The sequence below is a fragment of the Micromonospora pallida genome (assembly GCF_900090325.1).
GTDB classification, from domain to species: domain Bacteria; phylum Actinomycetota; class Actinomycetes; order Mycobacteriales; family Micromonosporaceae; genus Micromonospora; species Micromonospora pallida.
In genome coordinates this window covers 1,950,016-1,974,509 of record NZ_FMHW01000002.1, presented here as the reverse complement: position 1 = coordinate 1,974,509, position 24,494 = coordinate 1,950,016, and the positions used below count along the sequence as shown (strand labels likewise).

Here is a 24,494-nt window from a genome sequence, read left to right as displayed (position 1 = left end):
CGCACCGGCGTACCGGAAGGTGGCCGATGTGGCCCGGTCGCCGCAACGTGCCCACGGGGGTGATGGAAGGCTTGGCGCATGAGTTCCGCACCTGTACCGCCCGAACCAGCGTCCGCTGCCACCGGTCCGGACGACCTCGACCCGGCGAGCGACTTCACCGACCTCGGGCTGCGGCCCGAGTTGCTGGGCGCGTTGGCGTCCCTCGGCTACGAGGAGCCCACCCCGATCCAGCGGGAGGCGATCCCGCCCCTGCTGGCCGGTCGTGACCTGTTGGGCCAGGCGGCGACCGGCACCGGCAAGACCGCCGCCTTCGCATTGCCCCTGCTACACCGGCTCCCCGCCGAACGGACGTCGGGCGATCCGACGGCGCTGGTGCTGACCCCGACCCGGGAACTGGCCGTGCAGGTCTCCGAGGCGCTGCACCGGTACGGGCGCGAACTGGGGGTCCGGGTGCTGCCGATCTACGGCGGGCAGCCGATCGGGCGGCAGTTGCGGGCCCTGGACGCCGGGGTGGACGTGGTGGTGGCGACGCCGGGCCGGGCGCTGGACCACATCGCCCGGGGCACGCTGCGCCTGGGTGGCCTGGCCACGGTGGTGCTCGACGAGGCCGACGAGATGCTCGACATGGGTTTCGCCGAGGACATCGAGGCGATCCTCGAGCACGCGCCCGAGCAGCGGCAGACGGTGCTCTTCTCGGCCACGATGCCGGCCCGGATCGACGGGATGGCCCGCCAGCACCTGACCGACCCGGTACGCATCCTGATCGCCCGGGAGCCGGCGGTGGCCGGCGAGACGCCCCGGGTACGGCAGAGCGCGTACATCGTGGCGCGGGCGCACAAGCCGGCCGCGCTGGGCCGGGTCCTCGATGTGGAGTCGCCCACCGCGGCGATCGTGTTCTGCCGCAGCCGGGAGGAGGTCGACCGGCTCACCGAGACGATGAACGGTCGGGGCTACCGGGCCGAGGCGCTGCACGGCGGGATGAGCCAGGAGCAGCGGGACCGGGTGATGGGACGGCTGCGCGCCGGCACCGCCGACCTGCTGGTGGCCACCGACGTCGCCGCCCGGGGGCTGGACGTCGAGCAGCTCACCCACGTGGTCAACTACGACGTCCCGTCGGCCCCCGAGTCGTACGTGCACCGGATCGGCCGGGTCGGCCGGGCGGGGCGGGAGGGGGTGGCGATCACCCTCGCCGAGCCGCGCGAGCACCGGATGCTCAAGACCATCGAGCGGGTGACCGGCCAGCGGATCGCCATCGACAAGATCCCCACGGTCGCGGACCTGCGCACCCGGCGGTTGGAGCTGACCCAGGCGGCGCTGCGGGAGAGCCTGCTCGAGGACGACCTGGAGCCGTTCCGGGTGATCGTGGAGTCGCTGTCCGACGAGTTCGACATGATGGAGGTCGCGCTCGCGGCGGTGAAGCTCGCGCACGAGGCCACCGGCCCGGGGGCCGACGACGAGGAGGAGATCCCGCAGGTTCCGGTCCGCGCTCCCCGCGAGACCCGGCCGGGGTACGAGGGACGCGGCGAGCGCCGTCCGGCCCGGCCCCGTACGGGTGGGACGACCCAGGTCTTCATCGGGCTGGGCCGGCGGGCCGGCGTCCGCCCCCAGGACCTGGTCGGGGCGATCACCGGGGAGACCGGGATCAGCGGTCGGGACATCGGCTCCATCGAGATCGCCGACCGGTTCTCCCTGGTGGAGGTGCCCCAGGGGGTCGCCGACGAGGTGATCGCCGGGCTGCGCGGCAGCACCATCAAGGGGCGCAAGGCGACCGTACGCCGCGACCGCGACCAGCGCTGACCCGCCTCGGGTGGTAGCAGGGGTCCCCTGTTACCGCTTTTTGATGAGCAGGGGTCCCCTGCAGTGCTCAGGGCACTGCAGGGGACCCCTGCTACCAACCCGGTCAGGCAGCGGCGAGCGCAGGGCCGGTGCGGGCTTCGGCTTCGGCTTCGGCTTCGGCTTCGGCTTCGGCTTCGGCTTCGGCTTCGGCTTCGGCTTCGGCTTCGGCTTCGGCTTCGGCTTCGGCTTCGGCTTCGGCTTCGGCTTCGGCTTCGGCTTCGGCTTCGGCTTCGGCTTCGGCTTCGGCTTCGGCTTCGGCTTCGGCTTCGGCTTCGGCTTCGGCTTCGGCTTCGGCGGGGCGTAGCGCCACGGCGAGCACGTCCGCCACGTCGGACAGGGTGTGCACGGTCAGCGCCGCGCGTACCTCGGCGGGCAGGTCGTCGAGGTCCGGCTCGTTGCGGGCCGGGACGATCACCTCGGTCAGGCCGGCCCGGTGCGCGGCGAGCAGTTTCTGCTTCACCCCGCCGATGGGCAGCACCTGGCCGGAGAGGGTCACCTCGCCGGTCATGCCGACCTCGGGGCGTACCGGCCGTCCGCTGGCCAGCGAGGCGAGCGCGGTGACCATGGTGACGCCCGCGCTCGGTCCGTCCTTGGGCACCGCGCCGGCCGGGACGTGCAGGTGGAGCCGCCGCCCGGCCAGCGCGTTCGGGTCCAGGCCGAGCTGGCGGCCGTGCGCGCGCAGGTACGACAGCGCGATGTGCCCGGACTCCTTCATCACGTCGCCGAGCTGGCCGGTGAGGGTCAGCCCCGGCTCGCCGTCCATGCCGGTCGCCTCGACGAAGAGCACGTCGCCGCCGGCGCCGGTGACGGCCAGGCCGGTCGCCACCCCGGGTACGGCGGTCCGTTCCGCCGACTCGGGGGTGAACCGCGGCCGGCCGAGGTGCCGGGCCAGGTCGTCGACGTCGACGTGGACCGGTCCGGCCTCCGTCGCCAGCGTCACGGCGACCTTGCGCAGGATCCGCGCCAGGGCCCGGTCGAGCTGCCGGACGCCCGCCTCGCGGGTGTGCTCGGCGGCGATCCGGGCCAGCGCGGCGTCGGTGACGGTCACCTCCTCGGCGGTCAGCCCGGCCCGGTCCCGCTGCCGGGGCAGCAGGTGGTCCCGGGTGATGGCGACCTTCTCCTCCTCGGTGTAGCCGTCCAGGGTGACCAGCTCCATCCGGTCCAGCAGCGGGCCGGGGATGCTCTCCACCACGTTCGCGGTGGCCAGGAAGAGCACGTCGGACAGGTCGAGGTCGACCTCGAGGTAGTGGTCGCGGAAGGTGTGGTTCTGGGCCGGGTCGAGCACCTCCAGCAGGGCGGCGGCCGGGTCGCCGGCGTACCCGGCGGCGAGCTTGTCGACCTCGTCCAGGAGCACGACCGGGTTCATCGAGCCGGCCTCCCGCAGGGCGCGGACGATCCGGCCGGGCAGCGCGCCGACGTAGGTGCGCCGGTGGCCGCGGATCTCGGCCTCGTCGCGGACGCCGCCGAGGGAGACCCGGACGAAGTTGCGCCCGAGCGCCCGGGCCACGGATTCGCCGAGGCTGGTCTTGCCGACGCCGGGCGGGCCGGCGAGGGCGAGCACCGCGCCGGAGCCGCGTCCGCCGACCACGCCGAGGTTGCGCGCGGCCCGCCGGTTGCGCACCGCGAGGTACTCCAGGATGCGGTCCTTGACGTCGGCCAGGCCGGCGTGGTCGGCGTCGAGCACGGCGCGCGCGGCGGCCAGGTCGGTGTCGTCCTCGGTACGCGTGCTCCACGGCATCTCCAGGACGGTGTCCAGCCAGGTCCGGATCCAGCCGGCCTCCGGGGAGGCGTCGCTGGCCCGTTCCAGCCGGCCCACCTCGCGCAGCGCCGCCTCGCGGACCTTGTCCGGCAGGTCGGCGGACTCGACCCGGGCCCGGTAGTCGGCGGAGCCCTCCGGTTCGTCCTCGCCGAGTTCCTTGCGGATGGCGGCGAGCTGCTGGCGGAGCAGGAACTCGCGCTGGGACTTCTCCAGCCCCTCCCGGACGTCGTTGTTGATCCGCTCGCTGACCTCCTGCTCGGCGAGGTGGTCCTTCACCCAGTTGACGAGCAGTTCGAGGCGGGCGGTGACGTCCGGGGCGGCGAGCAGCTGGGTCTTCTGGCCGGGAGTCAGCCAGGAGACGTATCCGGCGGAGTCGGCCAGTTCGGAAAGGTCGGTCATCCGTTCGATCGCGTCGATGACCTGCCACGCGCCGCGCTGTTGGAGCACCGAGGTCATCAGCGCCCGGTACTCGCGGGCGAGTTCCCGGGCCCGGCCGGCGGGAGCGGGTTCGTGCAGTTCGGTCGCCTCGACCCAGAGGGCGGCACCGGGGCCGGGCACCCCGGAGCCGATCCGGGCCCGGGTCAGGCCCCGGACGACGGCGGCCGGTTCGCCGCTGGGCAGCCGGCCGACCTTCTCGATGGTGGCGACCGCGCCGACCGGGCCGTACTCGCCGTCGATGCGGGGCACGGCGAGCAGCTTCTGGTCGCCGGTGGCGCGGGCCGCGTCGACCGCGGCCTGGGTGGTCGGGTCGAGGGTCACCGGGATGACCATGCCGGGCAGCAGGACGGTGTCGGTCAGGGGCAGTACCGGAAGAGTTGCCATCGAACACCTGCCATTGCGTTGACTTGAGCGTGCCTGACTCAAGTTGCCGCGCGCTCCCGTTGTTCCGCCATGTGAGCCACGCCACGCCGTCGCGGTCGTGCGGGCCGGTGATGGCGCCCTGAACGGCACGGGCGAGAATCAGTCTGACGAACACCCTGCCGGCGAAGCCGCCGCGCTCGCCGGCTATGCCGGATTGCTCGGCAGCTGAACCGCATTCGTCGCGGACCGGTGTCCAGGATCATCGAAGTCGGTCCACGTCGGCGGCGTGTCCCGCCCGCCGCCGGCAATTTCCACGCCGTGGGGGTTTCACCCGTCTGGCACGGACGGCGGAATGCCGGAGGCCGCGTATTGTTGCGGATTTGCGGTGCGATACGTCAAACTCTTAGCCACACCCCGCCCCGCGCAAGGAGTAATGGACGATGGCCAGGAAAGTAATCACAGTTCTCACGGACGACCTCGACGGCGGAAAGGCCGACCGGACGGTCGAGTTCGGGCTCGACGGCGTCATGTACACCATCGATGTGTCGGACGAAAACGCCGGGGTCCTGCGCAAGGCGCTGGACCCGTTCATCACCGCTGGCCGTCGCATCGGTCGGGGGGTCGCGGAGACCAGCCGTGGAGCGCGTCGTCCGGGTCGCCCGGCGACGTCCGGAATGGATCGTGAGCAGAACCGGGCCATCCGCGAATGGGCCGCCAAGAACGGCTACGAGATTTCCGAGCGTGGCCGCATCCCGGTGTCGGTCGTCGAGGCGTACAAGAACCGCTGACCGACCGGCATCACCATCCGGAGCCTGGGCGTCACGCTGGGATATCGCCGGTATCGTCCGGGTCTTCCTTTCCGCCCCACGCGCCGGGTCGCCCGCCACCCGCTCTCCGTGCCCGCACACCCCCGCTGGCCAGGCTCGCGGGTGCGCGGGCGTTGCCGGTCGACGGGCCGGCTCCCCGGGACGGCGTTCCGGCACGGTGCCGTGGTCGGCGCGGTCGTGGACCGACCTGGCGGGGTGACCGCGCCGACCACGGCATCCGCGCCGCCCGTCCCGCATACGCAATCGGTACGGTTCACCGTCCCGGTCGGGCACCGGCCCGACGACAATCCCGGCGCGGTCCCACGTCTCGAAGTCGTCGCCCGAACACCGGAAAACGGCCCGCCCGTCGCCGCGGCGGGGCAACCGGCCGGCGCCTCGCGGTTGGCCGCAGACTCCGCATGCCACCGGTTCGCCCGGTGCGCCCGCCGGGACCGGAACCCGGCCGGATTCTCCCTTTTCCCGACCGGCGACATGCCCGGAGTGTCGCGTCCGCCAGGACGCGAGTGGTATTCCCGGCTCCGCGGCCACGTCGATTACCGACGATGTTCTTTCGAGTGCGGGACGGTGCGGCTAGGTGTGCGATTTCGCACCTCGGTACACTCCCCGCGCCGACGACGATGGCACCGCCTCCGGATCCGGGAACCCGGGACGGCCGGCTTGGACCGGAAAGAGGTCAGTCGAAGGTGAGGTGGTCGAACTCGAAACCGTGCGCCATCTCGTCCCGACGGGCGCGCAACCGCTCGAAGTCCCGCCCGAGGTCACCGCGCGCCACCAGGTCCGGTTCCCCGGCGTCGAACCGGCGCAGCCGCTCACCGATCGCGGCGACGGCCAGGTCCCCGGCCAGACGGGTGGCGTCGACCCCGCAGGCGAACCGGTGTTCCTCGAGCAGGACCCGCTCGACCAGGCACCGGCCGGGGCGCACCTCGACCCAGGCCCAGCCCTCGGCGGGACCGTCCTGCCAGCGTACGTGCAGACCGCGCACGATGGGGTCGACGAGCTGGCGGGCCACGTACGCCTCCACGGCCCCGACCCGGGCGATGGCGCCCAGGTCGTTGACCTGACCGCTGCGACCGTCGGGCAACCGGCCGACGATGTCCCGGAACCCGACCGGTCGCTCGGTCACCGCGTCGACCGGATCGCTCCACTCCGACAGGCCGGCGGTGTAGCCCCGGGCGTCGATGAGATATTCCACCACGCGCCGACCGTGCGGGTCCGGCAACAGGGTGGCCGACCGGATCCGGAGGACCTCCAGGCCGACCGCCGCGTAGACCGCGTCCCGCATCCGGATCCCCCGATGGTCCTCCGGTGTCCCGGCCGAGGTGGTGAATTCCACCGCGAACACCGGGCGTCTCGTACCGCCGTCGCAGACCACGAAGTCGACGGTGGCCCGGCTTGCCGTGTTCCACTGGTGGCCGGTGACGCCCGGCGGACGACCCGACATCAGTTCACCGAGGCGGCGGGCGGTGTGCACGACGCGGTCGCCGCGTTCCACCAGCGGTCCGCGTGCGGCGGAGAGCGGACGCAGCCAGGAGCTGGCGTCGGATCCGGTGCTCGTCGTCTGTCCCACGTGTTCCATCCCTCGGTGCCGGGGCCAGAGTCTAGGACGGGCCCCGGGACCGCCCGTCGGTCGCCCCGGCCGCAGGCCTCGACGGCCCGGCGGGCAGCCACCGCGGCGGCGGATCGGGCATCATCGACACCGTCGGTCGGTAGCGGGAGGTACGGACGTGCGGGTGGTGTCCCTGGTGCCGTCGCTCACCGAGGCGGTGGCGGTCACCGTGCCCGGGATCCTGGTCGGCGCGACCGACTGGTGCACGCACCCCGCCGGCCTGGCGGTCACCCGGGTGGGCGGCAGCAAGTACCCCGATCTCGCCCGGGTGCTCGCGCTCCGCCCGGACGTCGTCCTGCTCAACGTCGAGGAGAACCGTCGCGAGGACGCCGACGCGCTGATCGCCGCCGGCGTACCGGTCTGGGTCACCTATCCCCGGACCGTGTCACACGCCCTCACCGAGCTGGGCGACCTGCTCGCCGCCCTCGGCGCGACCGGTGAGCCGGAGTGGCTGGCCGCCGCGCGGCACGCCTGGGCGACGCTGCCCGCTCCGGCCGACACCCCGCGCGCGGTCGTGCCGGTCTGGCGCCGGCCGTGGGTGGTGCTCGGCGGCGACACCTTCGCCGGGGACGTGCTGCACCGGCTCGGCGTGCGCAACCTCTACGCCGAGCATCCGGAGCGCTACCCCCGGCCCGGTCTGACCGAGCTGCGCGACCGTCAGCCGGAGCTGGTGGTACTGCCGGACGAGCCGTACCGGTTCACTGCCGATGACGGCCCGGACGCCTTTCCCGGCGTGCCCTGTGCGTTGCTGTCCGGCCGGCATCTGACCTGGTACGGGCCGTCGCTGGCCGAGGCGCCCGCAGTGCTCGCGGCCCAACTCGGCCGACGGCTGACGCATCCGGGCTGAGTCGGGCCGCCGCCGTCCGTCCGCGCGTCGACGCAGGTGCGGGGCGGGCCCACCGTCCTGCCGGGCATCGGCGCCTGGCGATCCGGCAGGATCGACGGGACAGTGACCCCGCGAGGCAGGAGAGCCAGGATGAACAAGCCCGAGGTGGGCCCGATCGAGGGCGCCCCGCCCGCCGATCTCGTCATCGAGGACATCACGGTCGGCGAGGGCCCCGAGGCCGAGCGGGGGCAGTTGGTCAGCGTGCACTACGTCGGGGTGGCCCACTCCACCGGACGCGAGTTCGACGCGTCCTGGAACCGGGGCGAGACCTTCCAGTTCGGGCTCGGCGCCGGTCAGGTCATCGCCGGCTGGGACCAGGGCGTGGTGGGAATGCGGGTCGGCGGCCGCCGCAAGCTCACCATCCCGCCGCAACTGGGCTACGGCAACCGGGGTGCCGGTGGCGTCATCAAGCCCGGCGAGACGCTGGTCTTCGTGGTGGACCTGCTCGGCGTCCGCTGACCTCACGGCTGGGGGTCACCGACCTGGTCGGTGACCCCCAGCCGGCGTCGATAAGGCGTCCCCGAGTGCGCCGAACATGACCCGCGGGTCGCGGTCGCAGCCCTGGCGGCACGGTCCCCGCCCGTGATCGACCGGCACGGGGCTTGTCGTGGCCTGCGGCCGGTCAGACCGCCGCGAGCGGGCGGTACGGCAGGACGGCGGAGATCGTCCGGCCGACGGTGGGCGTCGGGCCGGCCGGCCAGCGGTCGCCCGGCAGCCGGGGGCAGGACAGGTCGGTCGCCGCCCACGACCGTCGCCCCGGAACACCAACCGAGGGCACGACGTCGGCCGGCGTGCCCTCGGCCCGCTGGCCGTCCAGGGTCGTGCCCACGGGGTCGGTCGGGGGCCGGCCGGTCGGCAGGGTGAGTCGCGCGGCGCCCTCGGTCACCGGGATGATCCGGTGCAGACCGGTGCCCCGCAGCACCCGCAGGATCATCGGGTGCGGGTCCACCAGCACCAGTTCGCCGCCCCGGGCCCGCACGCCCAGGTGCGCGGCGACCAGGGTGCGGATCGCGGCGGCGGAGAAGACCGACACACCGGAGAGGTCGAGCCGCAGCAGCGGCCGGACCGGCTGGGCCCAGAGCACCGACCGGAACTGGGCCACCGTCGCAATGTCGATCTCACCGGCCACCCGTACGTCGACCGCCCGGTCGCCGATGTTGACCTCGACCTCGAGTTGGTCGCTGCGCTGCCTCATGACCCCGAATCTATGCGGTAGCACCGACAGTTTCCTCCTGCCGAGGATCGATCCCCGGGTACGTCCCGGGTCGGGTCCGGGGAAACCCCTCACCCTTCCGGAGGAGGAGTCGCCCCACGGCGGCGCGCCCGGCGCCCACGGACGTCGACCGTCCACACGTCAGGCGTCCACGCTGTAGTCGAAGGTGAAGCCGCGCTCGCCGTCGACCAGCAGGATCTCCATGGTCCCGGTCAGCCCGGTCAGTTCCCCGGTGCCGGTGTCCGGGACGACCTGGATGGTCAGGGTCCCGCAGCCCCGGTCCATCACACCGCAGTGCTGGAGGACGAAGCTGCCCGGCCGACCGTGCAGCGTCCCGACCACCCGTTCGAGGCCGACGTAGCCACCCGAGCCCGGCCACGCCGACTCGGTCTTCAGCAGGTGGGCGACGCTGGATGCCTGGAGGTCCCCCTGGAACTCCTTGGTCACGACGACCCGGGCCAGCCGGCCGCCCGCGCGGTCGTCGTAGGGCGGTTGCTCGTCCCAGATCAGGTCGACGGCGCCGACGGCACGGACACGCATGGCTGGCTCCCCCCGGGTTGTCACCCGATGAGGTCAGCATGCCGCACGGACGCTCCGCCGCAGGTCGGCCAAGTGGTCGGACCTGCGGCGGAGGTGCCAGGTCGGGCCCGGCGGACCGGCGGCGGTGGACCCGCCACCCAGCCGACCCACCGGGGGACGGGTCAGCCGCCGCTGCCGGTGGTGACCGGCTCGGGCGTGACGGCCGCGGCCGGCGGCGCCGGGCTGGCGGCGGGCGCGGGCCGGAGATTCCCCGGCACCGGCAGGGCGCTGCCCTTGACGAACTCCTCCCAGCTGACGTTCCAGGCGGTCCAGCCGTTGCCCGGCTGCAACTGCACCTCGGTGCCCTTGACGGTGATCAGATCCCCGACCTGGGTGATCCCCATCAGCCAGTCGGCGGCCTGGTTGGAGACGTTGGCGCAGCCGTGCGAGACGTTGGTGTTGCCCTGGTCCCCCACCGACCACGGGGCGGCGTGGATGAACTCACCGCCCCAGGTGTAGCGCTGGGCGTCGTCGACGTCCACCACGTAGCCGCCGTTCGGCTCGCCCCGGGTGTCGAAGGTGGTCCGTTCGTGCTTCTCCATGATCACCATCCGGCCGCTGGAGCTGGGTGTGCTCGGCTTGCCGAGACTGACCGGGATCTTGCGGAGGAGCTTGCCGTCCTGGAACACCGACATGTGCTTGGTGGCGTTGTCGATCTCCAGCGCCACCTGGCGACCGATCCGGGAGGTGGCCCGCTGGTCGGTGTCGCCGACGCGGTCCCGGCCGATCGGCAGGCCCGCCAACGCGGAGCGGACGCTGATGCTGGTGCCGGGGCGCCAGAAGTCCGGTGCCCGGTAGTAGACCTGGCTGCCGTCCTCCAGCCACGACCAGGCGCCCGGCTGGGGCGGGTCGGTGGTGACGAACAAACGGCGCTGGACCTCGTCTCTGGCGTCTTTCGGAATGGGCGGGTCGAACGCGACGGTTACCGGCATGGCGGTTCCGTACGTCCGGTTGCCAGCGAAATAGAGCGTGCTGGTAATTGCCGGGGAGTTCGATTTCGCGCCAGTGGTGAAGGTCGTGCTTCGTTTGACGGTCGCGCCCGCGTCGTTCGCCGCGGTCACCTCTGCGGTGTACGTCCGACGGTGCGCCAACGGTTCCGCCGGCACCCAGGCCGTCCCGTCCTCGCGGGCTTCGGCGCGCACCGGCTTGCCCCGGTCGTCCCGGATCTGCACGTCCCTGACCTTGCCGCCCCGGACCGCGACCCCGACCTCGGCACTGATCGGCACGTCGCGGGTCCGGTCGGCGGGGGTCACGGTCAGTTCCAACGGCACCCGGGCCGCCTCCTTCTTCGCCGGCGCCCGGTCCGCCGTGCACGCACCGAGGGCCATCGCGGTCGCCGTGATGGTCGCCGCAGACAGCGTGAGCCGCCGCCTCAACTCCATGATGCTCCTCCCGTTCCGGTTTCCCTCCGGCACATTGTCACCACCACCGACCCGGTGCCGACGCAATTTTCGGCAGAATCGTCCGCGCAATTCTCGGCGCTCGCCGGTCGCAATTTCACGGAATGCGACCGAACCACCCCGCCCGGCCCGGTGAGACCCGCTCGCGGCAGCCGTCCCGTCCGTCCCCGCCGGTCACCGGCGGGCGGTTCCCTGCCCGACGCCCCGCGCCCGTGGTCAGTCGGCGTGGTTGTCGACCCAGCGTCCACCGGTCGGTGGCGTCTCCAGGAGGACGCCCGCGAGCCCGTTGCCGGCCAGGTCGTTTCCCTCGATCCGGCAGTCGACGAGGCCACCCCGTCCGGTGACCCAGAACCCGTGGTCCTGGGTACGCAGGGTGTGGTTGTCCCACATCCGGTTGCCCCGCACGGTCACCGCCTCGCACCTGGCGTCGACCGTGAGGCCGGCCCGCACCGGCGGGGAGCCCGGCAGCTCGTACGGGGTGCCCGGCGCCGGGGTGTCCCCGCTCCAGGCGCTGTGCGAGCCGGGCCGGATCGCCGCCAGATGCAGGGTCGTCGAGTCGTTGGCCGCCACGACGGCGATCCGCCGGCCGACCCGGACCACCTTCCCCCGGTGCCCGTCGTGCGGCCAGTCCGCCGACCGGTCCGTCAGGGTCCGATCGGTGTAGCCCACCGCGTCGCCGGCACCGCACGCCGCCGGGGCGCACTGCCGACCGTTGTTGCGGATCCGGTTGTCCAGCAGCACCGCGTCGGCGATCGGCCGGTCGATGCGGATCCCGTCCAGGCTGTTGCCCCAGATGTCGTTGCTCTCGATGACGATGTCCCGCGAGACGGCCCGGTAGCCCTCGCCCAGGTTCTCCTGGTGGTACCCGTACCGGCCGTTGCCGCTGATCCGGTTGCCCCGGACGATGTACGGGCCGGGGGTGTTGCCGATGCTGACCCCGGCGCGGAGGTTGTCGTCGACGACGCAGTCGGTGACGATCCCGCCGCGTCCAGCGGTACCGGTCGTCCCCTCCGCGGAGACCTGGAACCCGGCCTCCAGGTTGCCGATCATGGTGCACGCGGAGACGATCAGGCCGTCCGCGCCCCAGTCGGCGATGCCGAAGCGATTGTCCTGCACATGGCAGCCGATGATCCGGATGCCGCGCGGTGGCGCGAAGTCGAGCCGTTGCAACTCCAGGAAGATGCCGCTGGTGGCGTTGCCCACCGCCGTGCAGTTGACGATCGTGAGGCGCTCGACCGCGCCCCAGCCGCCGACGCCGACGCCGATGCCCGCCCCACCCATCTGAGTGCCGTTGTCCAGCCGTCCACAGCCGGTCACCCGTACCCCCTCGATCAGGGTGTCCTGGAGGAAGTCGCAGCCGAGACCGGTGGCGGCGGTGTGGTGGATGTAGAGGTTACGGAAGGTGCCCCGCAGCACGTACTGGAGGCCGAGCCCCTTGGCGAGCGGGTTGTACTCGGCCGAGGCGACCCGCGAGCCGTCGATCTCGAAGTCGGCGAAGGTGCAGTCGGCGAGGTGGCGGTCCGGGCTGGCCCCGTGGCGTTGGACGGTGTGGAAGGCCAGCGGGGTGGGATCGGCGCGGTTGCCGGCGTTGTCGAGCACGAACCGGGTCACCCCGGGACCGGCACCGACCAGGGACACCCCACCGCGCCAGGTTGTGCCGGCGTCCCGGATCGCATAGACCCCCGGCGGGCAGTAGACGACCCGGGCCCGACCGTCGGCCCGGTACGCCTCGCCGAGCCGGTCGACCAGCGCGGCCAGCGCCGGCTGGTCGTTGGTCACCCCGTCGCCGGCCAGGCCGTGCTCCCGCGCGTCGCAGCGCAGCGGCACCTCCACCCGCGCACCGGTGGCAGGGGCGCCGGGATCGCCCACCTGGTCCTCCCTCGCCCGTACGGAGGCACCGTCTTCCCGCTCCCGGGCGGGGCTAACCGACGCGGGGCGAGGTGACGGCCCCGGGGTGGCTCGCTGATGGCGAGCCCCGTACGTCAGAGGTTGGCGATCAGCAGGGCGGGCCGTTCGACGCAGTCGGCGACGTGCCGCAGGAAGCCGCCGGCCACGCCTCCGTCGCAGACCCGGTGGTCGAAGGTCAGGCTGAGCTGGGTGACCTTGCGAACGGCGAGCTGCCCGTCGACGACCCAGGGCTTGTCCACGATCCGGCCGATTCCGAGCAGCGCCGCCTCGGGATGGTTGATGATCGGGGTCGAGCCGTCGACGCCGAACACCCCGTAGTTGTTCAGCGTGAAGGTGCCGCCGGTGAGCCGGGCTGGCGGGAGGGTGCCGGCACGGGCCGCGCTGGTGGTCTCGGCCAGCGCGGCGGCCAGTTCGGTGGTGGTGAGCCGTTGGGCGTCCCGCAGCACCGGGACGACCAGTCCCCGATCGGTCTGCGCGGCGATCCCCAGGTGCACCCCGGCCGACTGGACGATCCGCTGCGCCTCGCCGTCGACCCGGGCGTTGAGCTGCGGGAAGCGGCGCAGTCCGGACAGGCAGATCCGCGCCAGCAGGGCAAGGATGCTGACCGGCCGGTCCGGGGTGGCGGCGTTGATCGCGGCCCGGGTCTCCAGCAGGCCGGTGGCGTCCACGTCGACCCAGATGGTGACCTCGGGGATCTCCCGCCGGCTGCGGGACAGCTTGTCGGCGATGACCTTGCGGATCCCGGTCAGCGGAATGACCAGGTCCTCGCCAGCGGGCACCGGAGCCGGCCCGGCCACGGTGGCGGGAGGGGTGCCGGTCGCCGTCGCGGGCGGGTCGGTGGCCGCGGCGAGCGCGGCCTCCACGTCGGCCCGGCGGACCACGCCACCGGGGCCGGTGCCGCGCAGGGTGGTGGCGTCGATGCCGTGGTCCCGCGCCAGCCGGCGGACGATGGGCGAGATGACCAGGGACGCGCCCCCCGTCCCGGCAGCGCCGACGACCGGGGCCGGAGTCGGCGGGACGGCCGGGACAGCAGTCGGCGGGACAGTGGGGACGGGAGTCGGCGGAGCCGGTGGGGTGGCCGGGGCCGGTGGGGCGGGTTCCGGCATCGGGGCCCCGGTCAGCCGGGGGCGTCGCCGGCGGCGGGTCGGGGCGTGCCCGGTGCCGTAACCGATCAGTACGTTGCCCGATCCGGCGCGTTCCTCCTCCCGGTAGGTGGCGTGGCCCGCCGGTTCGGCCGGGGTGGCGTCCACCGGTGCCACGGTGACCAGCGGCTGGCCGACCGGCCGCACCTCGCCCGCCGCGCCGTGCAGGGCGACCACCCGCCCGGCGTACGGGCAGGGCACGTCCACGACGGCCTTGGCGGTCTCCACCTCGACCACGGTCTGGTCGACGGTCACCAGGTCGCCCACGGCGACCCGCCACTGCACGATCTCCGCCTCGGTGAGCCCCTCTCCCAGGTCGGGCAGGAGGAACACCCGGGTGCCGTCCACGGTGGTCACGCCGAGCTGCCTTCCAGGCGGGGCAGCCAGCGGTCGTCGGGCTGGTCGTCCCACTGCAACCGGGCCACCGTGTCGAGGATGCGGTCCACCGACGGCAGGTGGGTGTGCTCCAGCATCGGCGGCGGGTAGGGGATGTCCAGGCCGGTGACCCGCAGCACCGGGGCGTGCAGGGCGTGGAAGCAGCGCTCCTGGACCCGGGCGGCGATCTCCGCGCCGACGCCGGCGAAGCCCTGCGCCTCCTGGACCACCACGCACCGGCCGGTGCGCCGGACCGAAGCGGTGATCGTCTCGTCATCGAACGGGGCGATGCTGCGGCAGTCGACCACCTCGAGGTCCCAGCCCTCCTCCCGGGCGGCCTCGGCGGCCTCCAGCGCGACCGGCACCGCCGGCCCGTAGGCGATCAGGGTGGCATCGCGTCCCGGCCGGCGTACGACGGCCCGCCCGATCGGCGGGGCGGTCGCCGGCAGCGTCGCCTCGGCGCTGGCGAAGTAGAGCTTCTTCGGCTCCAGGAAGACCACCGGATCCGGGTCGGCGATCGCCGCGCGCAGCAGCGCGTACGCGTCGTCCACGGTGGCCGGCGTGACCACCTTCAGCCCGGGGGTGTGCGCGTAGTAGGCCTCGCTGGAGTCGCAGTGGTGCTCCACCCCGCCGATGCCGCCCGCGTACGGCACCCGGATGACCATCGGTACGCTCAGCGCGCCCCGGGTGCGGTTGCGCATCTTCGCCACGTGCGAGGCGATCTGCTCGAACGCCGGGTAGGCGAACGCGTCGAACTGCATCTCCACCACCGGGCGCAGCCCGGACATGGCCAGGCCGACCGCGAAGCCGACGATGCCGGCCTCGGCCAGCGGCGTGTCGAAGCAGCGCTTGTCGCCGAACCGGGCGAGCAGCCCGTCGGTGATCCGGAAGACCCCGCCGAGCTGGCCGACGTCCTCGCCGAAGACGAGCACCCGGTCGTCGTCGGCCATCGCGTCGGCGAGCGCGGCGTTGAGCGCCTTCGCCATCGTGGTCGCGGCCATCAGTGCTCCCCCTCCCGGTCCGCTGCCAGTTCGGCGCGGACCTGCTCGCGCTGCTCCCGCAGTTGGGGCGTGGGCTCGGCGTAGACGTGGTCGAAGAGGCTGAGCGGGTCGACAGCCGGCCTGTCGTGCATCCGGGTACGCAGGTCGGCGGCGTACGCCTCGGCCTCGGCGGCGATCGCGGCGACCGCCTCGTCGTCGAGCACCTCCCGGGTGCGCAGGTAGGTCTCCAGGCGGGCGATCGGGTCCCGGTCGCGCCACGCCTCGACCTCGGCGCCGTCGCGGTAACGGGTGGCGTCGTCGGCGTTGGTGTGCGGCTCCATCCGGTAGGTGTGCGCCTCGACCAGGTAGGGGCCGTTGCCGGCGCGGGCGTGCGCCACCGCGCGGGTCAGCACGGCGAGCACCGCGACCGGATCGTTGCCGTCGACCTGTTCGGCCGGTACGCCGTACCCGACGCCCTTGTACGCCAGCGACGGCGCGGCGGTCTGCCGGGAGATCGGGACGCTGATCGCGTACTTGTTGTTCTGCACGAAGAAGACCACGGGGGCCTTGAAGACGGCGGCGAAGTTGACCCCCTCGTGGAAGTCGCCCTCGCTGGTCGCGCCGTCCCCGACGAAGGCCAGCGCGACGGTGTCCCGGCCCTGGTACGCCTCGCCGTAGGCGAGACCGGCGGCGTGCACGCACTGGGTGCCGAGCGGGGTGCACTGGGGCGCGGTGTGCCGGACGGCCGGGTCGTACCCGCAGTGCCAGTCGCCGCGCAGCAGGGTGAGCACCTCGACCGGGTCGATGCCCCGGCTGACCAGCGCCATCGACTCCCGGTAGGTCGGGAAGACCCAGTCGGTGTCCCGCAGGGCGAGCACCGCGCCGACCTGGCACGCCTCCTGTCCCCGGGAGGAGGGGTAGACGGCCAGCTTGCCCTGCTTGGTCAGGGCGGTGGACTGGGCGTCGAACCGACGGCCGACGACCATCCGCCGGTACATCTCGCGCAGTTGGTCGAGGTCGGGTTCGGTGAGGGTGGTGCGAAGCGGTGTGCCGGTGGGGTCGAGCATGCGGACCGGCTCCGCGCTGGGCAGCAGCTCGCGCGCCGGGTCGGGCGGGGTGGCCGCGCGACGGGAGGGCGACGGTGCCCGGCGGACCGCGCGAGATGTGGTCGTCACGGCGGAACCTCCTGGACGTGTGGTGGCCCTATGCTCGACCGTGCGGATGATTGACTCAAGATCAACCATAAAGCCGGGACGTTTGGCATTCAGGAGGCGGCAACGTGAGCCAAGATGACCGAACGGAGGCCGAGTTGTCCGCCACGACGGGACGAACGGCCCGCCCCTTGGACGAGGTGGACCGCCAGATCGTCGCTGAGCTGGTCCGGGACGGGCGGATGTCGATCCGGACGCTCGCCGAGCGGGTGCACGTCTCGCGGACCAACGCGTACGCCCGGGTGGAACGGCTGCTGCGGGACGGGGTGATCACCGGGTTCCAGGCGCAGGTCGCCCCGGAGCAGGCCGGACTGGGCACCTCGGCGTACGTGGCGCTGACCATCGAGCAGAACACCTGGCGGGAGGTGTCAGCCCGACTGGCCCGGGTGCGCTACATCGCGCACGCGGCACTGCTCGGCGGTGACCACGACGTGCTGGCGCTGGTCCGCGCGCCGGACAACGCGGCACTGCGGGACGTGGTGCTGGGGCAGGTGCAGAGCATCCCCGGAGTGCTCTCCACCCGCACCTGGCTGGTGTTCGAGGAGTTCGACGGCGCGTACGGCCCGTGGGCGTGAACCGGCGCGCACAGTCCAAGGGCCCGGTTCGGCGCGCACGGTCCGTGGGCCGAACCGTGTCGTACCCGGTCCCTACCCTGGCCGGATGGAGCTGGAGTTCAGCGGCGAGGTGTGGGTCTGGCGGGGCCCGGCGCCCTACCACTTCGTCCCGGTACCGGCGGCGGAGAGCGCCACGCTGAAGGCCGCTTCGGCGGCAGTGACCTACGGCTGGGGGATGATCCCGGTGGCCGCGCGGGTCGGCGCCACCCGGTGGACGACCTCGCTGTTCCCGAAGGACGGCCGCTATCTGGTGCCGCTGCGGGACGCGGTGCGCCGCGCGGAGGGGATCGAGCCGGGCGAGACGGTGACCGTGCACCTGACCGTCGGCGGCTGACTGCCGACCGGCGCTGACCGGCCGCGACGGTCGGCGATCTCGGCGCAGCGGTGCGCGCGAGGGCGCGGGCCGGGTGGAGCGTTTCGGCGGCTCGGTGTCCCCGGGCCGACCTGGTGCGGGCGAGGGCGCGGTCCGGGGATCACCCGGCCGTGCCCCCGCCCGCCCGGTGTTACCCGTTCTCCCGTTTCATCCGCTCCATGAGCATCTGCTTGCCCTGCTCGCCCGCCTTGCGGTTGTTCTCCTGGATCTTGCGAAACCAGGAGGCGAGTTCCTTGTCGCCGCGAGCATCCGCGTCGGAGATGTAGGTCTCCATCCGCCAGATGTGCTCCAACGAGAGCTGGAGCGTGTGGATCAGGTCGTAGTTCTTGTCCTTGACCGGGCTCGACGGCTCCCTGACCATGGTCGCCACAGTGCACCTCCCCTGGTTCGCCGGAAACGGCCGGCCCGCGCTTACCCGCCGGCCGGCCGTTCACGCGTCGGCCGGATCGGCGACGGGTCCGGCCCGGCCACGGGCTTCGATCCGGGGACGGCGGTGGGTCCGGGGCCGGCGGCGGGCTTCGGTCCGGTTACCGGAATGGACCGCCGGGTACGGATGCGCGCATGGCGGAACTGGACCGGTTGTGGATCATCCGGCACGGGGAGAGCACCGGCAACGTCGCGGCGGCCCGGGCCGAGGCAGCCGGGGTCGACCTGGTCGACATCACCGAACGGGACGCGGACGTGCCGCTCTCGGCCACCGGGCGCGAGCAGGCCGAGGCGACCGGGCGCTGGCTGGCCGCCCGACCCGGCCCCGAGCGCCCCGACGTCGTGGTGGTGTCGCCGTACCGGCGCGCCGCGCAGACCGCCGAACTGGCCCTGGCCGGACTGGACGTGCACCTGCACCGGGACGAGCGGCTGCGGGACCGGGAGCTGGGCGTGCTCGACCTGCTCACCTCGCACGGGGTGGTGAACCGGTTCCCCGACGAGGCCGCCCGTCGGGCCCGTCTGGGCAAGTTCTACTACCGGCCGCCCGGGGGCGAGTCCTGGGCGGACGTGGCGCTGCGGCTGCGCGCCCTCCTCGGTGACCTACGCCGTGACCACGCTGACCGGCGGGTGGCCCTGTTCGGCCACGAGGCACTGGTGTTCCTGCTGCGGTACCTCATCGAGCCGATCTCCGAACCGGAACTGGTCGAGCTGACCCGACGGCACCGGCTGGGCAACTGTTCGGTCACCGGATGGCGGCGCGGCCCGGACGGACGGCTCGAACTGGCCGTCTTCAACGACGTCACCCACCTCGCCGAGCAGGGTGCCGTACCGACCCGGGAGGAGGGCGTCGATGCCGAACCGGTCTGAGCCGGCGGTGATCACCCCGGCGCTGCTGCGGGACTGGGCGCTGCCCGTGCCGGTGGGCGGGAAGGAGACCCGGGGCACGGTCCTGGTGGTCGGCGGGTCCCGGGTGACCCCCGGGGCGGTGCTGCTGGCCGGGGTGGCGGCCCTGCGGGCCGGCGCCGGCGTGCTGCAACTGGCCGCCGCCGAGTCCACCGCGGCGGCGCTGAGCATCCAGGTCCCCGAGGCACTGGTGGTGGGACTGCCGGAGACCCCCGACGGCGCGGTCGCCGGGGCGGACGCGGAACGGCTGGACGAACTGGTCGCCGAGGCCGACGTGGTCGCCGTGGGCCCCGGGCTGCACGGCATCGACGAGACCCGGGCGCTGCTGCACCGGGTGCTGGCCGCGACGGGGGCACGGACCTGCCTGGTGCTCGACGCGTACGCCCTGGGCGCGCTCAGTCACGAGCCGGAGTTGCTCGCCGATGCCGCCCGGCCCGTGGTGCTCACCCCGAACCTCACCGAGGCCCGCCACCTGCTCGGCCGCGACCCCGGCGACGACCTCGACGCCGAGGCCGCCGGACTGGCCGACCGTTACCGGGCGGTGGTGTCGCTGTACGGACACATCGCCAGCCCGGACGGACGGCGGTGGCGGGAGGAGAGCGGCGACGCCGGGCTGGGCACCTCCGGCAGCGGTGACGTCCGGGCCGGGCTGCTGGCGGGGCTGATGTCCCGGGGCGCGGGACCGGAACAGGCCGCCTGCTGGGCGGCGTACGCGCACGCGGTCAGCGGGCAGCGGCTGGTGCCCCGGTACGGCCGGATCGGCTTCCTGGCCCGCGAGCTGCTCGGCGAGATACCCCAGGTGCTGGCCACCGTCTGACAGGTCGCCTCTGACCGAACGGATGTGTGTAACGCCACATCCGCTCCCTACGCTGGTCAACCGAGGGCGGGCACCCTGCCCGCCCCCGCCGGGGCGCGTCCCCACCCGGAGCGCGACCGGCGGGAACAGCCCCTGGGAGTGTGTGTGAAGTTCATCCGTCGCAAGACACTTGCCGCGGCCTCGACCGTGGCGCTCGGTGTCGGCCTCGCCGTCACCGGCGGGCTGGCTCCGGCGTCCGCAGCCGGTCCGGAGACGACGTTCCTGGTGCTCGCACCGCAGGGCGCGTCGACGGACCGGGCGGTGGCCCGCGCGACCGCCGCGCAGGGCACCGTGGTCGCCACGTACGACCAGATCGGTGTGCTGGTGGTCCGCTCGACCAACCCCGACTTCGCCACGCAGGTGGCCGGTGCCGGGGTCGAGTCGGTCGCCTCCACCGCCGGCCTGGGCACCGCGCTGGACGAGGGCGAGACGGTGGAGCTGACCGACCTCGCCGCGGCGTCCGCCACCGCCAACCCTGCCGGTGAGCCGCTCTTCGGCCAGCAGTGGGACATGCCGATGATCAACGTGCCGCAGGCGCACGCGGTCAACGCCGGCAGCCCGAACGTGGTCGTCGGGGTGCTGGACAGCGGCATCTCCAGCAGCCACCCCGACCTGGCCAGCCAGATCGCCAAGGACAAGAGCGCGAGCTGCCTCGGCGGCGTCGCGGACACCACCGAGGCGTCCTGGAACCCGACCACCTCCGACCACGGCACCCACGTGGCCGGGACCATCGCCGCCGCCGTCAACGGCGTCGGCGTCACCGGCGTCGCCCCGGGCGTCAAGGTGGCCGCCGTCAAGGTCGTCAACAACGACGGCTACATCTTCCCCGAGGCGGCGGTCTGCGGCTTCCTCTGGGCCGCCGAGCACGGCATGCAGCTGACCAACAACAGCTACTACATCGACCCGTGGGAGCTGAACTGCCGCAACGACGCCCGCCAGCGTCCGGTGTGGCAGGCCGTGCAGCGGGCCATCCGGTACTCGCAGAGCAAGGGCGTGCTGCACGTGGCGTCCGCCGGCAACTCCAACTACGACCTCCAGCACAAGAACATCGACGACGGCAGCCCGAACAACGGGACGCCGGAGGTGCGCGAGGTCAACAGCGCCTGTCTCGTCCTGCCGGGCGAGGCGCCGGGCGTGGTGACCGTCTCGGCGGTCGGCCCGACCGGGGCGAAGAGCTACTACTCCTCGTACGGCCTGGGTGTGGTCGACGTGACCGCGCCGGGTGGCGACACCCGGTTCCGCACCGAGGGCGCCCGCTCCACCACCACCGACGCGATCCTGTCCACCACGTTCAACGTGGTGACCCGGACCAACGGCTGGGGCTACAAGCAGGGCACCTCGATGTCGGGCCCGCACGCGACCGGAGTGGCCGCCCTGGCCGCGTCGGCGCACCCGGGGATGAACCCGGGTCAGCTCTCGGCGTTCCTGGAGCGGACCGCCGCGCCGGTGTCCTGCCCGGCCGGGGTCTACAACCCCGTGCCGCTGCTGGGCAGCGTCTACGACGCGACCTGCTCCGGCGGGGCCCGTAACGGCTTCTACGGCGCGGGCATGGTCGACGCGTACGCGGTCGTCCGCTAGTCGCCCCACGGTGTGGGCCCGGCACGGTTCGTGCCGGGCCCACACCCGTTCGGGTGAGGTTCGTTTTGCCTGGCCCGCCCCGGGTAGCAGGCGATCACCAGCCCACCCGAGGAGGTCAACGGTGTCCACTGATGCCATCGTGCTGCTGAAGGAAGACCACCAGGAGATCCGCCGCCTGTTCCGGGAGTTTCAGGACGCCCAGGAGGGGCCGCCGAAGCGGCGGCAGGAACTGGTGAACCGGATTCTGGAGCTGCTGACCGTACACACCTACCTCGAGAACGAGGTGATGTACCCGGAGATCCGCCGCCTCCTGCCCGACCTCGAGGACGACATCCTGGAGTCGTACGAGGAACACCACGTCGCCGACGTCCTCTGCGTCGAGTTGGCGGCCATGGACGCCGACGACGAACGCTTCGTCGCCAAGACGACCGTGCTGATCGAGAACGTGACGCACCACGTCGAGGAGGAGGAACAGGAGTGGTTCCCGAAGGTCCGCGAGGCGCTCGGCCGTAAGCAGTTGCAGGAGATCGGGGAGCGCATGCTGGCCCTGCGCCCGGACGCCCCGCGTACGCCGACCGCGCCGAAGGCGCTCAAGAAGGCGCTCGACGCGATGACCGCCTGAGCCCGGTCAGCGGAGCGGCTGGCTCGCCGGCCACTCCGGTACCTCGCCGGTCGGGGCGGGGAGGATCTGCCGCAGTCGCGGCGGATTCGGCCGGCGCTTCCACTCGCGGGGGTAGCCGACCGAGACCTCCTCGAACCGTACCCCGTCGTACACCGTGCTGCGGGGGACGTGCAGGTGGCCGTAGACGACCGCGGCGGCCCGGTAGCGCAGGTGCCAGTCGGCAGTCGCGGTCGTCCCGCACCACTGCGCGAAGATCGGGTACCGCAGGATCCGGGTCGGCTCCCGGACCAGCGGGTAGTGGTTGACCAGCACGGTCGGCATCTCGTCGAGCGCGTCGAGCCGGGCCTGGGTCTGCGCCAGCCGGGCCGCGCACCACGCCTGCCGGCTCGGGTACGGGTCGGGGTGGAGCATGTACTCGTCGGTGCAGACGATGCCGGTGCGGTGCGCCTCGGCCAGCGCCGCCTCCCGGTCCATCCCGTCGGGCAGGAACGTGTAGTCGTAACCGAGGAAGAGCGGCACGATCCGGACCGGGCCGCCCGGGCCGCGCCAGATCTCGTACGGGTCCTCCGGGGTGACCACGTCGAGCTTGCGACACAGGTCGACCACGTGCCGGTACCGCTCCTCGCCCCGCAGGGTGACCGGGTCGGTGGGCGGGGTCCAGAGTTCGTGGTTGCCCGGCACCCAGATCACCTTGGCGAACCGTTCGCGCAGTTGCCCGAGCGTCCGCTCGATGTGCGCGACCGTCTCGCCGACGTCCCCGGCGACAAGCAGCCAGTCCTGCGGCGACTCCGGCCGCAGTTCCTCGACGATCCGGCGGTTGTCCGCGTACCCGACGTGCAGATCACTGATCGCGACCAGGCTGCCGCCGTCCTCCCCCAGCATGGCCATGATCTTACGGACCCGGCCGCCGGGGTGGCGTCCCCGCACGGGGCGCACGGCGTTCCCGCAGCAAGGCCCGGCGGTGGTCGGCTCGCGGGCCGGTCCAGTGGCGGCGGAGGCACACCGGAGGCGGATGGGCCGACCCGGTAGGATCGCCGGTGGGCCGTGACTGGCGCGTGGGGATGGAGCACCATCGGGAAGCGGCCCCGTCATGAGGACGCACGCCGAGCGCCTGGGCCTTCCGCACCGTACTGGAGGTCGCATGCCGTCGTCGCCGAACGCCGAGTCCACCGCTTTCCGCAGCGCCCTTGAGGCGATCCGCGCCGTCGAGCCCCGGGTGGCCGACGCGATCGGCGCCGAACTGGCCGACCAGCGGGAGTCGCTGAAGCTCATCGCCAGTGAGAACTACGCCTCCCCGGCCACCCTGCTGGCGATGGGCAACTGGTTCAGCGACAAGTACGCCGAGGGCACCGTGGGCCGCCGGTTCTACGCCGGCTGCCAGAACGTCGACACGGTCGAGGCGCTCGCCGCCGAGCACGCCCGGGAGCTGTTCGGGGCCGCGCACGCGTACGCGCAGCCGCACTCGGGCATCGACGCCAACCTGGTCGCGTTCTGGGCGATCCTGGCCGACCGGGTCGAGGCGCCGGCGCTGAAGCGGGCACAGGCCCGGCACGTCAACGACCTGACCGAGGCCGACTGGTTCGCGCTCCGCCGCGAGCTGGGCAACCAGCGGATGCTCGGCATGTCGCTGGACGCCGGCGGGCACCTCACCCACGGGTTCCGGCCGAACATCTCCGGCAAGATGTTCGACCAGCGCAGCTACGGCACCGACCCGACCACCGGCCTGATCGACTACGACAAGGTCGCCGAGGCAGCCCGGGAGTTCAAGCCGCTGATCCTGGTCGGTGGCTACTCCGCGTACCCCCGGAAGGTCAACTTCCGCATCCTGCGGGAGATCGCCGACGAGGTGGGCGCCACCTTCATGGTGGACATGGCGCACTTCGCCGGGCTGGTCGCCGGCAAGGTCTTCACCGGCGACTTCGACCCGGTGCCGCACGCGCACATCGTCACCACCACCACCCACAAGTCGCTGCGGGGCCCGCGCGGCGGCATGGTGCTCTGCGGCCCGGAGCTGGCCGACCAGGTGGACCGGGGCTGCCCGATGGTGCTCGGCGGTCCGCTGCCGCACGTGATGGCCGCCAAGGCGGTCGCCCTGGCCGAGGCCCGCCGCCCGGACTTCGCCGACTACGCCCAGCGCATCGTCGCCAACGCGCAGGCCCTCGCCGAGGGGCTGCTGCGGCGCGGGGCCACCCTGGTCACCGGGGGCACCGACAACCACCTGGTGCTCATCGACGTGACCGGCTACGGGCTCACCGGCCGGCAGGCCGAGCAGGCCCTGCTGGACTCCGGCATCGTGACCAACCGCAACGCCGTGCCGCAGGACCCGAACGGGGCCTGGTACACCTCCGGCATCCGGATCGGCACGCCGGCGCTGACCACCCGGGGCCTCGGCACCGCCCAGATGGACGAGACCGCCGAGCTGATCCACACCGTGCTGAGCCAGACCCGCCCCGGGGCGAACGCCGACGGCACCCCGTCGAAGGCGAAGTACGTCCTCGAGCCGGCGCTCGCCGAGCGCGTCGCCAAGCAGGCCAGCGACCTGGTCGCCGGCTTCCCGCTCTACCCCACCGTCGACCTCGGCTGACGGCGGGCGGTGCCG

General features: G+C 73.1%; 21 protein-coding genes, 1 pseudogene and 1 riboswitch. Of the genes and pseudogenes, 11 read left to right on the top strand and 11 right to left on the bottom strand.

Annotation, left to right across the window (positions count from 1 at the left end; genetic code table 11):
- Positions 1-78 precede the first annotated feature (78 nt).
- Complete coding sequence (locus GA0074692_RS08625; RefSeq protein ID WP_091641441.1) at positions 79-1,797, top strand: DEAD/DEAH box helicase; 1,719 nt, start codon at positions 79-81, stop codon at positions 1,795-1,797.
- A gap of 313 nt (positions 1,798-2,110) precedes the next feature.
- Here GA0074692_RS08625 and lon read toward each other — a convergent pair.
- Positions 2,111-4,417, bottom strand: a pseudogene (lon, locus tag GA0074692_RS08615) (endopeptidase La); the annotation flags it as partial.
- A 419-nt stretch (positions 4,418-4,836) separates the two neighbouring features.
- On the opposite strand from lon, the gene GA0074692_RS08610 reads away from it, so the two are divergent.
- Entirely contained in the window at positions 4,837-5,184 is a 348-nt protein-coding gene (locus GA0074692_RS08610) for a histone-like nucleoid-structuring protein Lsr2 (protein WP_091641438.1), read from the top strand.
- 712 nt (positions 5,185-5,896) lie between these two features.
- On the opposite strand, the gene GA0074692_RS08605 is transcribed toward GA0074692_RS08610, so the two are convergent.
- Complete coding sequence (locus tag GA0074692_RS08605) at positions 5,897-6,790, bottom strand: PDDEXK family nuclease (protein WP_245730236.1); 894 nt, start codon at positions 6,788-6,790, stop codon at positions 5,897-5,899.
- A 157-nt stretch (positions 6,791-6,947) separates the two neighbouring features.
- On the opposite strand from GA0074692_RS08605, the gene GA0074692_RS08600 reads away from it, so the two are divergent.
- Together GA0074692_RS08600 and GA0074692_RS08595 are read left to right on the top strand one after the other, a co-directional pair.
- Positions 6,948-7,676 carry a helical backbone metal receptor gene (locus GA0074692_RS08600; RefSeq protein ID WP_091641432.1) on the top strand — a complete coding sequence of 243 codons (729 nt, stop codon included), beginning with the start codon at positions 6,948-6,950 and terminating at the stop codon, positions 7,674-7,676.
- Between the two features lie 129 nt (positions 7,677-7,805).
- Entirely contained in the window at positions 7,806-8,174 is a 369-nt protein-coding gene (locus GA0074692_RS08595) for an FKBP-type peptidyl-prolyl cis-trans isomerase (RefSeq protein WP_091641429.1), read from the top strand.
- Between the two features lie 163 nt (positions 8,175-8,337).
- Here the strand turns inward: GA0074692_RS08595 and GA0074692_RS08590 are convergent, their stop codons facing one another.
- The 7 genes from GA0074692_RS08590 to pdhA all read right to left on the bottom strand — a co-directional run bounded on the left by GA0074692_RS08590 (position 8,338) and on the right by pdhA (position 16,487).
- The gene (locus GA0074692_RS08590) at positions 8,338-8,910 is read right to left on the bottom strand and encodes an anti-sigma factor antagonist (protein WP_091641427.1); all 573 of its coding nucleotides are present in this window, start codon (positions 8,908-8,910) and stop codon (positions 8,338-8,340) included.
- Between the two features lie 159 nt (positions 8,911-9,069).
- Positions 9,070-9,468, bottom strand: a complete 399-nt coding sequence (locus GA0074692_RS08585) for a DUF3224 domain-containing protein (protein ID WP_091641425.1) — start codon at positions 9,466-9,468, stop codon at positions 9,070-9,072.
- A gap of 161 nt (positions 9,469-9,629) precedes the next feature.
- Positions 9,630-10,889, bottom strand: coding sequence for a L,D-transpeptidase (locus GA0074692_RS08580; protein ID WP_091641422.1), 1,260 nt, complete (start codon positions 10,887-10,889; stop codon positions 9,630-9,632).
- A gap of 234 nt (positions 10,890-11,123) precedes the next feature.
- Positions 11,124-12,776, bottom strand: a complete 1,653-nt coding sequence (locus GA0074692_RS08575) for a right-handed parallel beta-helix repeat-containing protein (protein WP_218106596.1) — start codon at positions 12,774-12,776, stop codon at positions 11,124-11,126.
- Between the two features lie 113 nt (positions 12,777-12,889).
- Positions 12,890-14,314 (bottom strand): dihydrolipoamide acetyltransferase family protein, encoded by a 1,425-nt coding sequence (locus GA0074692_RS08570; RefSeq protein WP_091641419.1) that lies wholly within the window; start codon positions 14,312-14,314, stop codon positions 12,890-12,892.
- Positions 14,311-15,333, bottom strand: coding sequence for an alpha-ketoacid dehydrogenase subunit beta (locus GA0074692_RS08565; protein WP_091641415.1), 1,023 nt, complete (start codon positions 15,331-15,333; stop codon positions 14,311-14,313). The genes GA0074692_RS08570 and GA0074692_RS08565 overlap by 4 nt, the downstream gene beginning before the upstream one ends.
- On the bottom strand, positions 15,333-16,487 hold the full coding sequence (pdhA, locus tag GA0074692_RS08560; RefSeq protein ID WP_091641410.1) for a pyruvate dehydrogenase (acetyl-transferring) E1 component subunit alpha: 1,155 nt from the start codon (positions 16,485-16,487) through the stop codon (positions 15,333-15,335). Before pdhA ends, GA0074692_RS08565 begins: the two co-directional genes overlap by 1 nt.
- 176 nt (positions 16,488-16,663) lie before the next feature.
- On the opposite strand from pdhA, the gene GA0074692_RS08555 reads away from it, so the two are divergent.
- Both GA0074692_RS08555 and GA0074692_RS08550 read left to right on the top strand, forming a co-directional pair.
- Positions 16,664-17,098 carry an Lrp/AsnC family transcriptional regulator gene (locus GA0074692_RS08555; protein WP_091652995.1) on the top strand — a complete coding sequence of 145 codons (435 nt, stop codon included), beginning with the start codon at positions 16,664-16,666 and terminating at the stop codon, positions 17,096-17,098.
- Between the two features lie 85 nt (positions 17,099-17,183).
- Positions 17,184-17,471, top strand: coding sequence for a DUF1905 domain-containing protein (locus GA0074692_RS08550; protein ID WP_091641407.1), 288 nt, complete (start codon positions 17,184-17,186; stop codon positions 17,469-17,471).
- Between the two features lie 169 nt (positions 17,472-17,640).
- Here GA0074692_RS08550 and GA0074692_RS08545 read toward each other — a convergent pair whose 3' ends face one another.
- Positions 17,641-17,871: a hypothetical protein gene (locus tag GA0074692_RS08545; protein ID WP_091652992.1), complete on the bottom strand. Its 231-nt coding sequence runs from the start codon at positions 17,869-17,871 to the stop codon at positions 17,641-17,643.
- Positions 17,872-18,071: 200 nt separating this feature from the next.
- On the opposite strand from GA0074692_RS08545, the gene GA0074692_RS08540 reads away from it, so the two are divergent.
- The 4 genes from GA0074692_RS08540 to GA0074692_RS08525 all read left to right on the top strand — a co-directional run bounded on the left by GA0074692_RS08540 (position 18,072) and on the right by GA0074692_RS08525 (position 21,895).
- Positions 18,072-18,803 carry a histidine phosphatase family protein gene (locus tag GA0074692_RS08540; protein WP_091641403.1) on the top strand — a complete coding sequence of 244 codons (732 nt, stop codon included), beginning with the start codon at positions 18,072-18,074 and terminating at the stop codon, positions 18,801-18,803.
- Positions 18,787-19,656 carry an NAD(P)H-hydrate dehydratase gene (locus GA0074692_RS08535; protein WP_091641401.1) on the top strand — a complete coding sequence of 290 codons (870 nt, stop codon included), beginning with the start codon at positions 18,787-18,789 and terminating at the stop codon, positions 19,654-19,656. The genes GA0074692_RS08540 and GA0074692_RS08535 overlap by 17 nt, the downstream gene beginning before the upstream one ends.
- 144 nt (positions 19,657-19,800) lie before the next feature.
- Entirely contained in the window at positions 19,801-21,273 is a 1,473-nt protein-coding gene (locus GA0074692_RS08530; protein WP_091641398.1) for a S8 family peptidase, read from the top strand.
- Between the two features lie 121 nt (positions 21,274-21,394).
- Positions 21,395-21,895, top strand: coding sequence for a hemerythrin domain-containing protein (locus tag GA0074692_RS08525; protein ID WP_091641395.1), 501 nt, complete (start codon positions 21,395-21,397; stop codon positions 21,893-21,895).
- Positions 21,896-21,901: 6 nt separating this feature from the next.
- On the opposite strand, the gene GA0074692_RS08520 is transcribed toward GA0074692_RS08525, so the two are convergent.
- The gene (locus GA0074692_RS08520) at positions 21,902-22,777 is read right to left on the bottom strand and encodes a metallophosphoesterase family protein (protein WP_091652987.1); all 876 of its coding nucleotides are present in this window, start codon (positions 22,775-22,777) and stop codon (positions 21,902-21,904) included.
- A 152-nt stretch (positions 22,778-22,929) separates the two neighbouring features.
- A riboswitch (ZMP/ZTP riboswitch) is annotated at positions 22,930-23,019 on the top strand.
- A gap of 17 nt (positions 23,020-23,036) precedes the next feature.
- Here GA0074692_RS08520 and GA0074692_RS08515 point away from each other — a divergent pair.
- Positions 23,037-24,479, top strand: coding sequence for a glycine hydroxymethyltransferase (locus GA0074692_RS08515; RefSeq protein ID WP_091641392.1), 1,443 nt, complete (start codon positions 23,037-23,039; stop codon positions 24,477-24,479).
- Positions 24,480-24,494 lie beyond the last annotated feature (15 nt).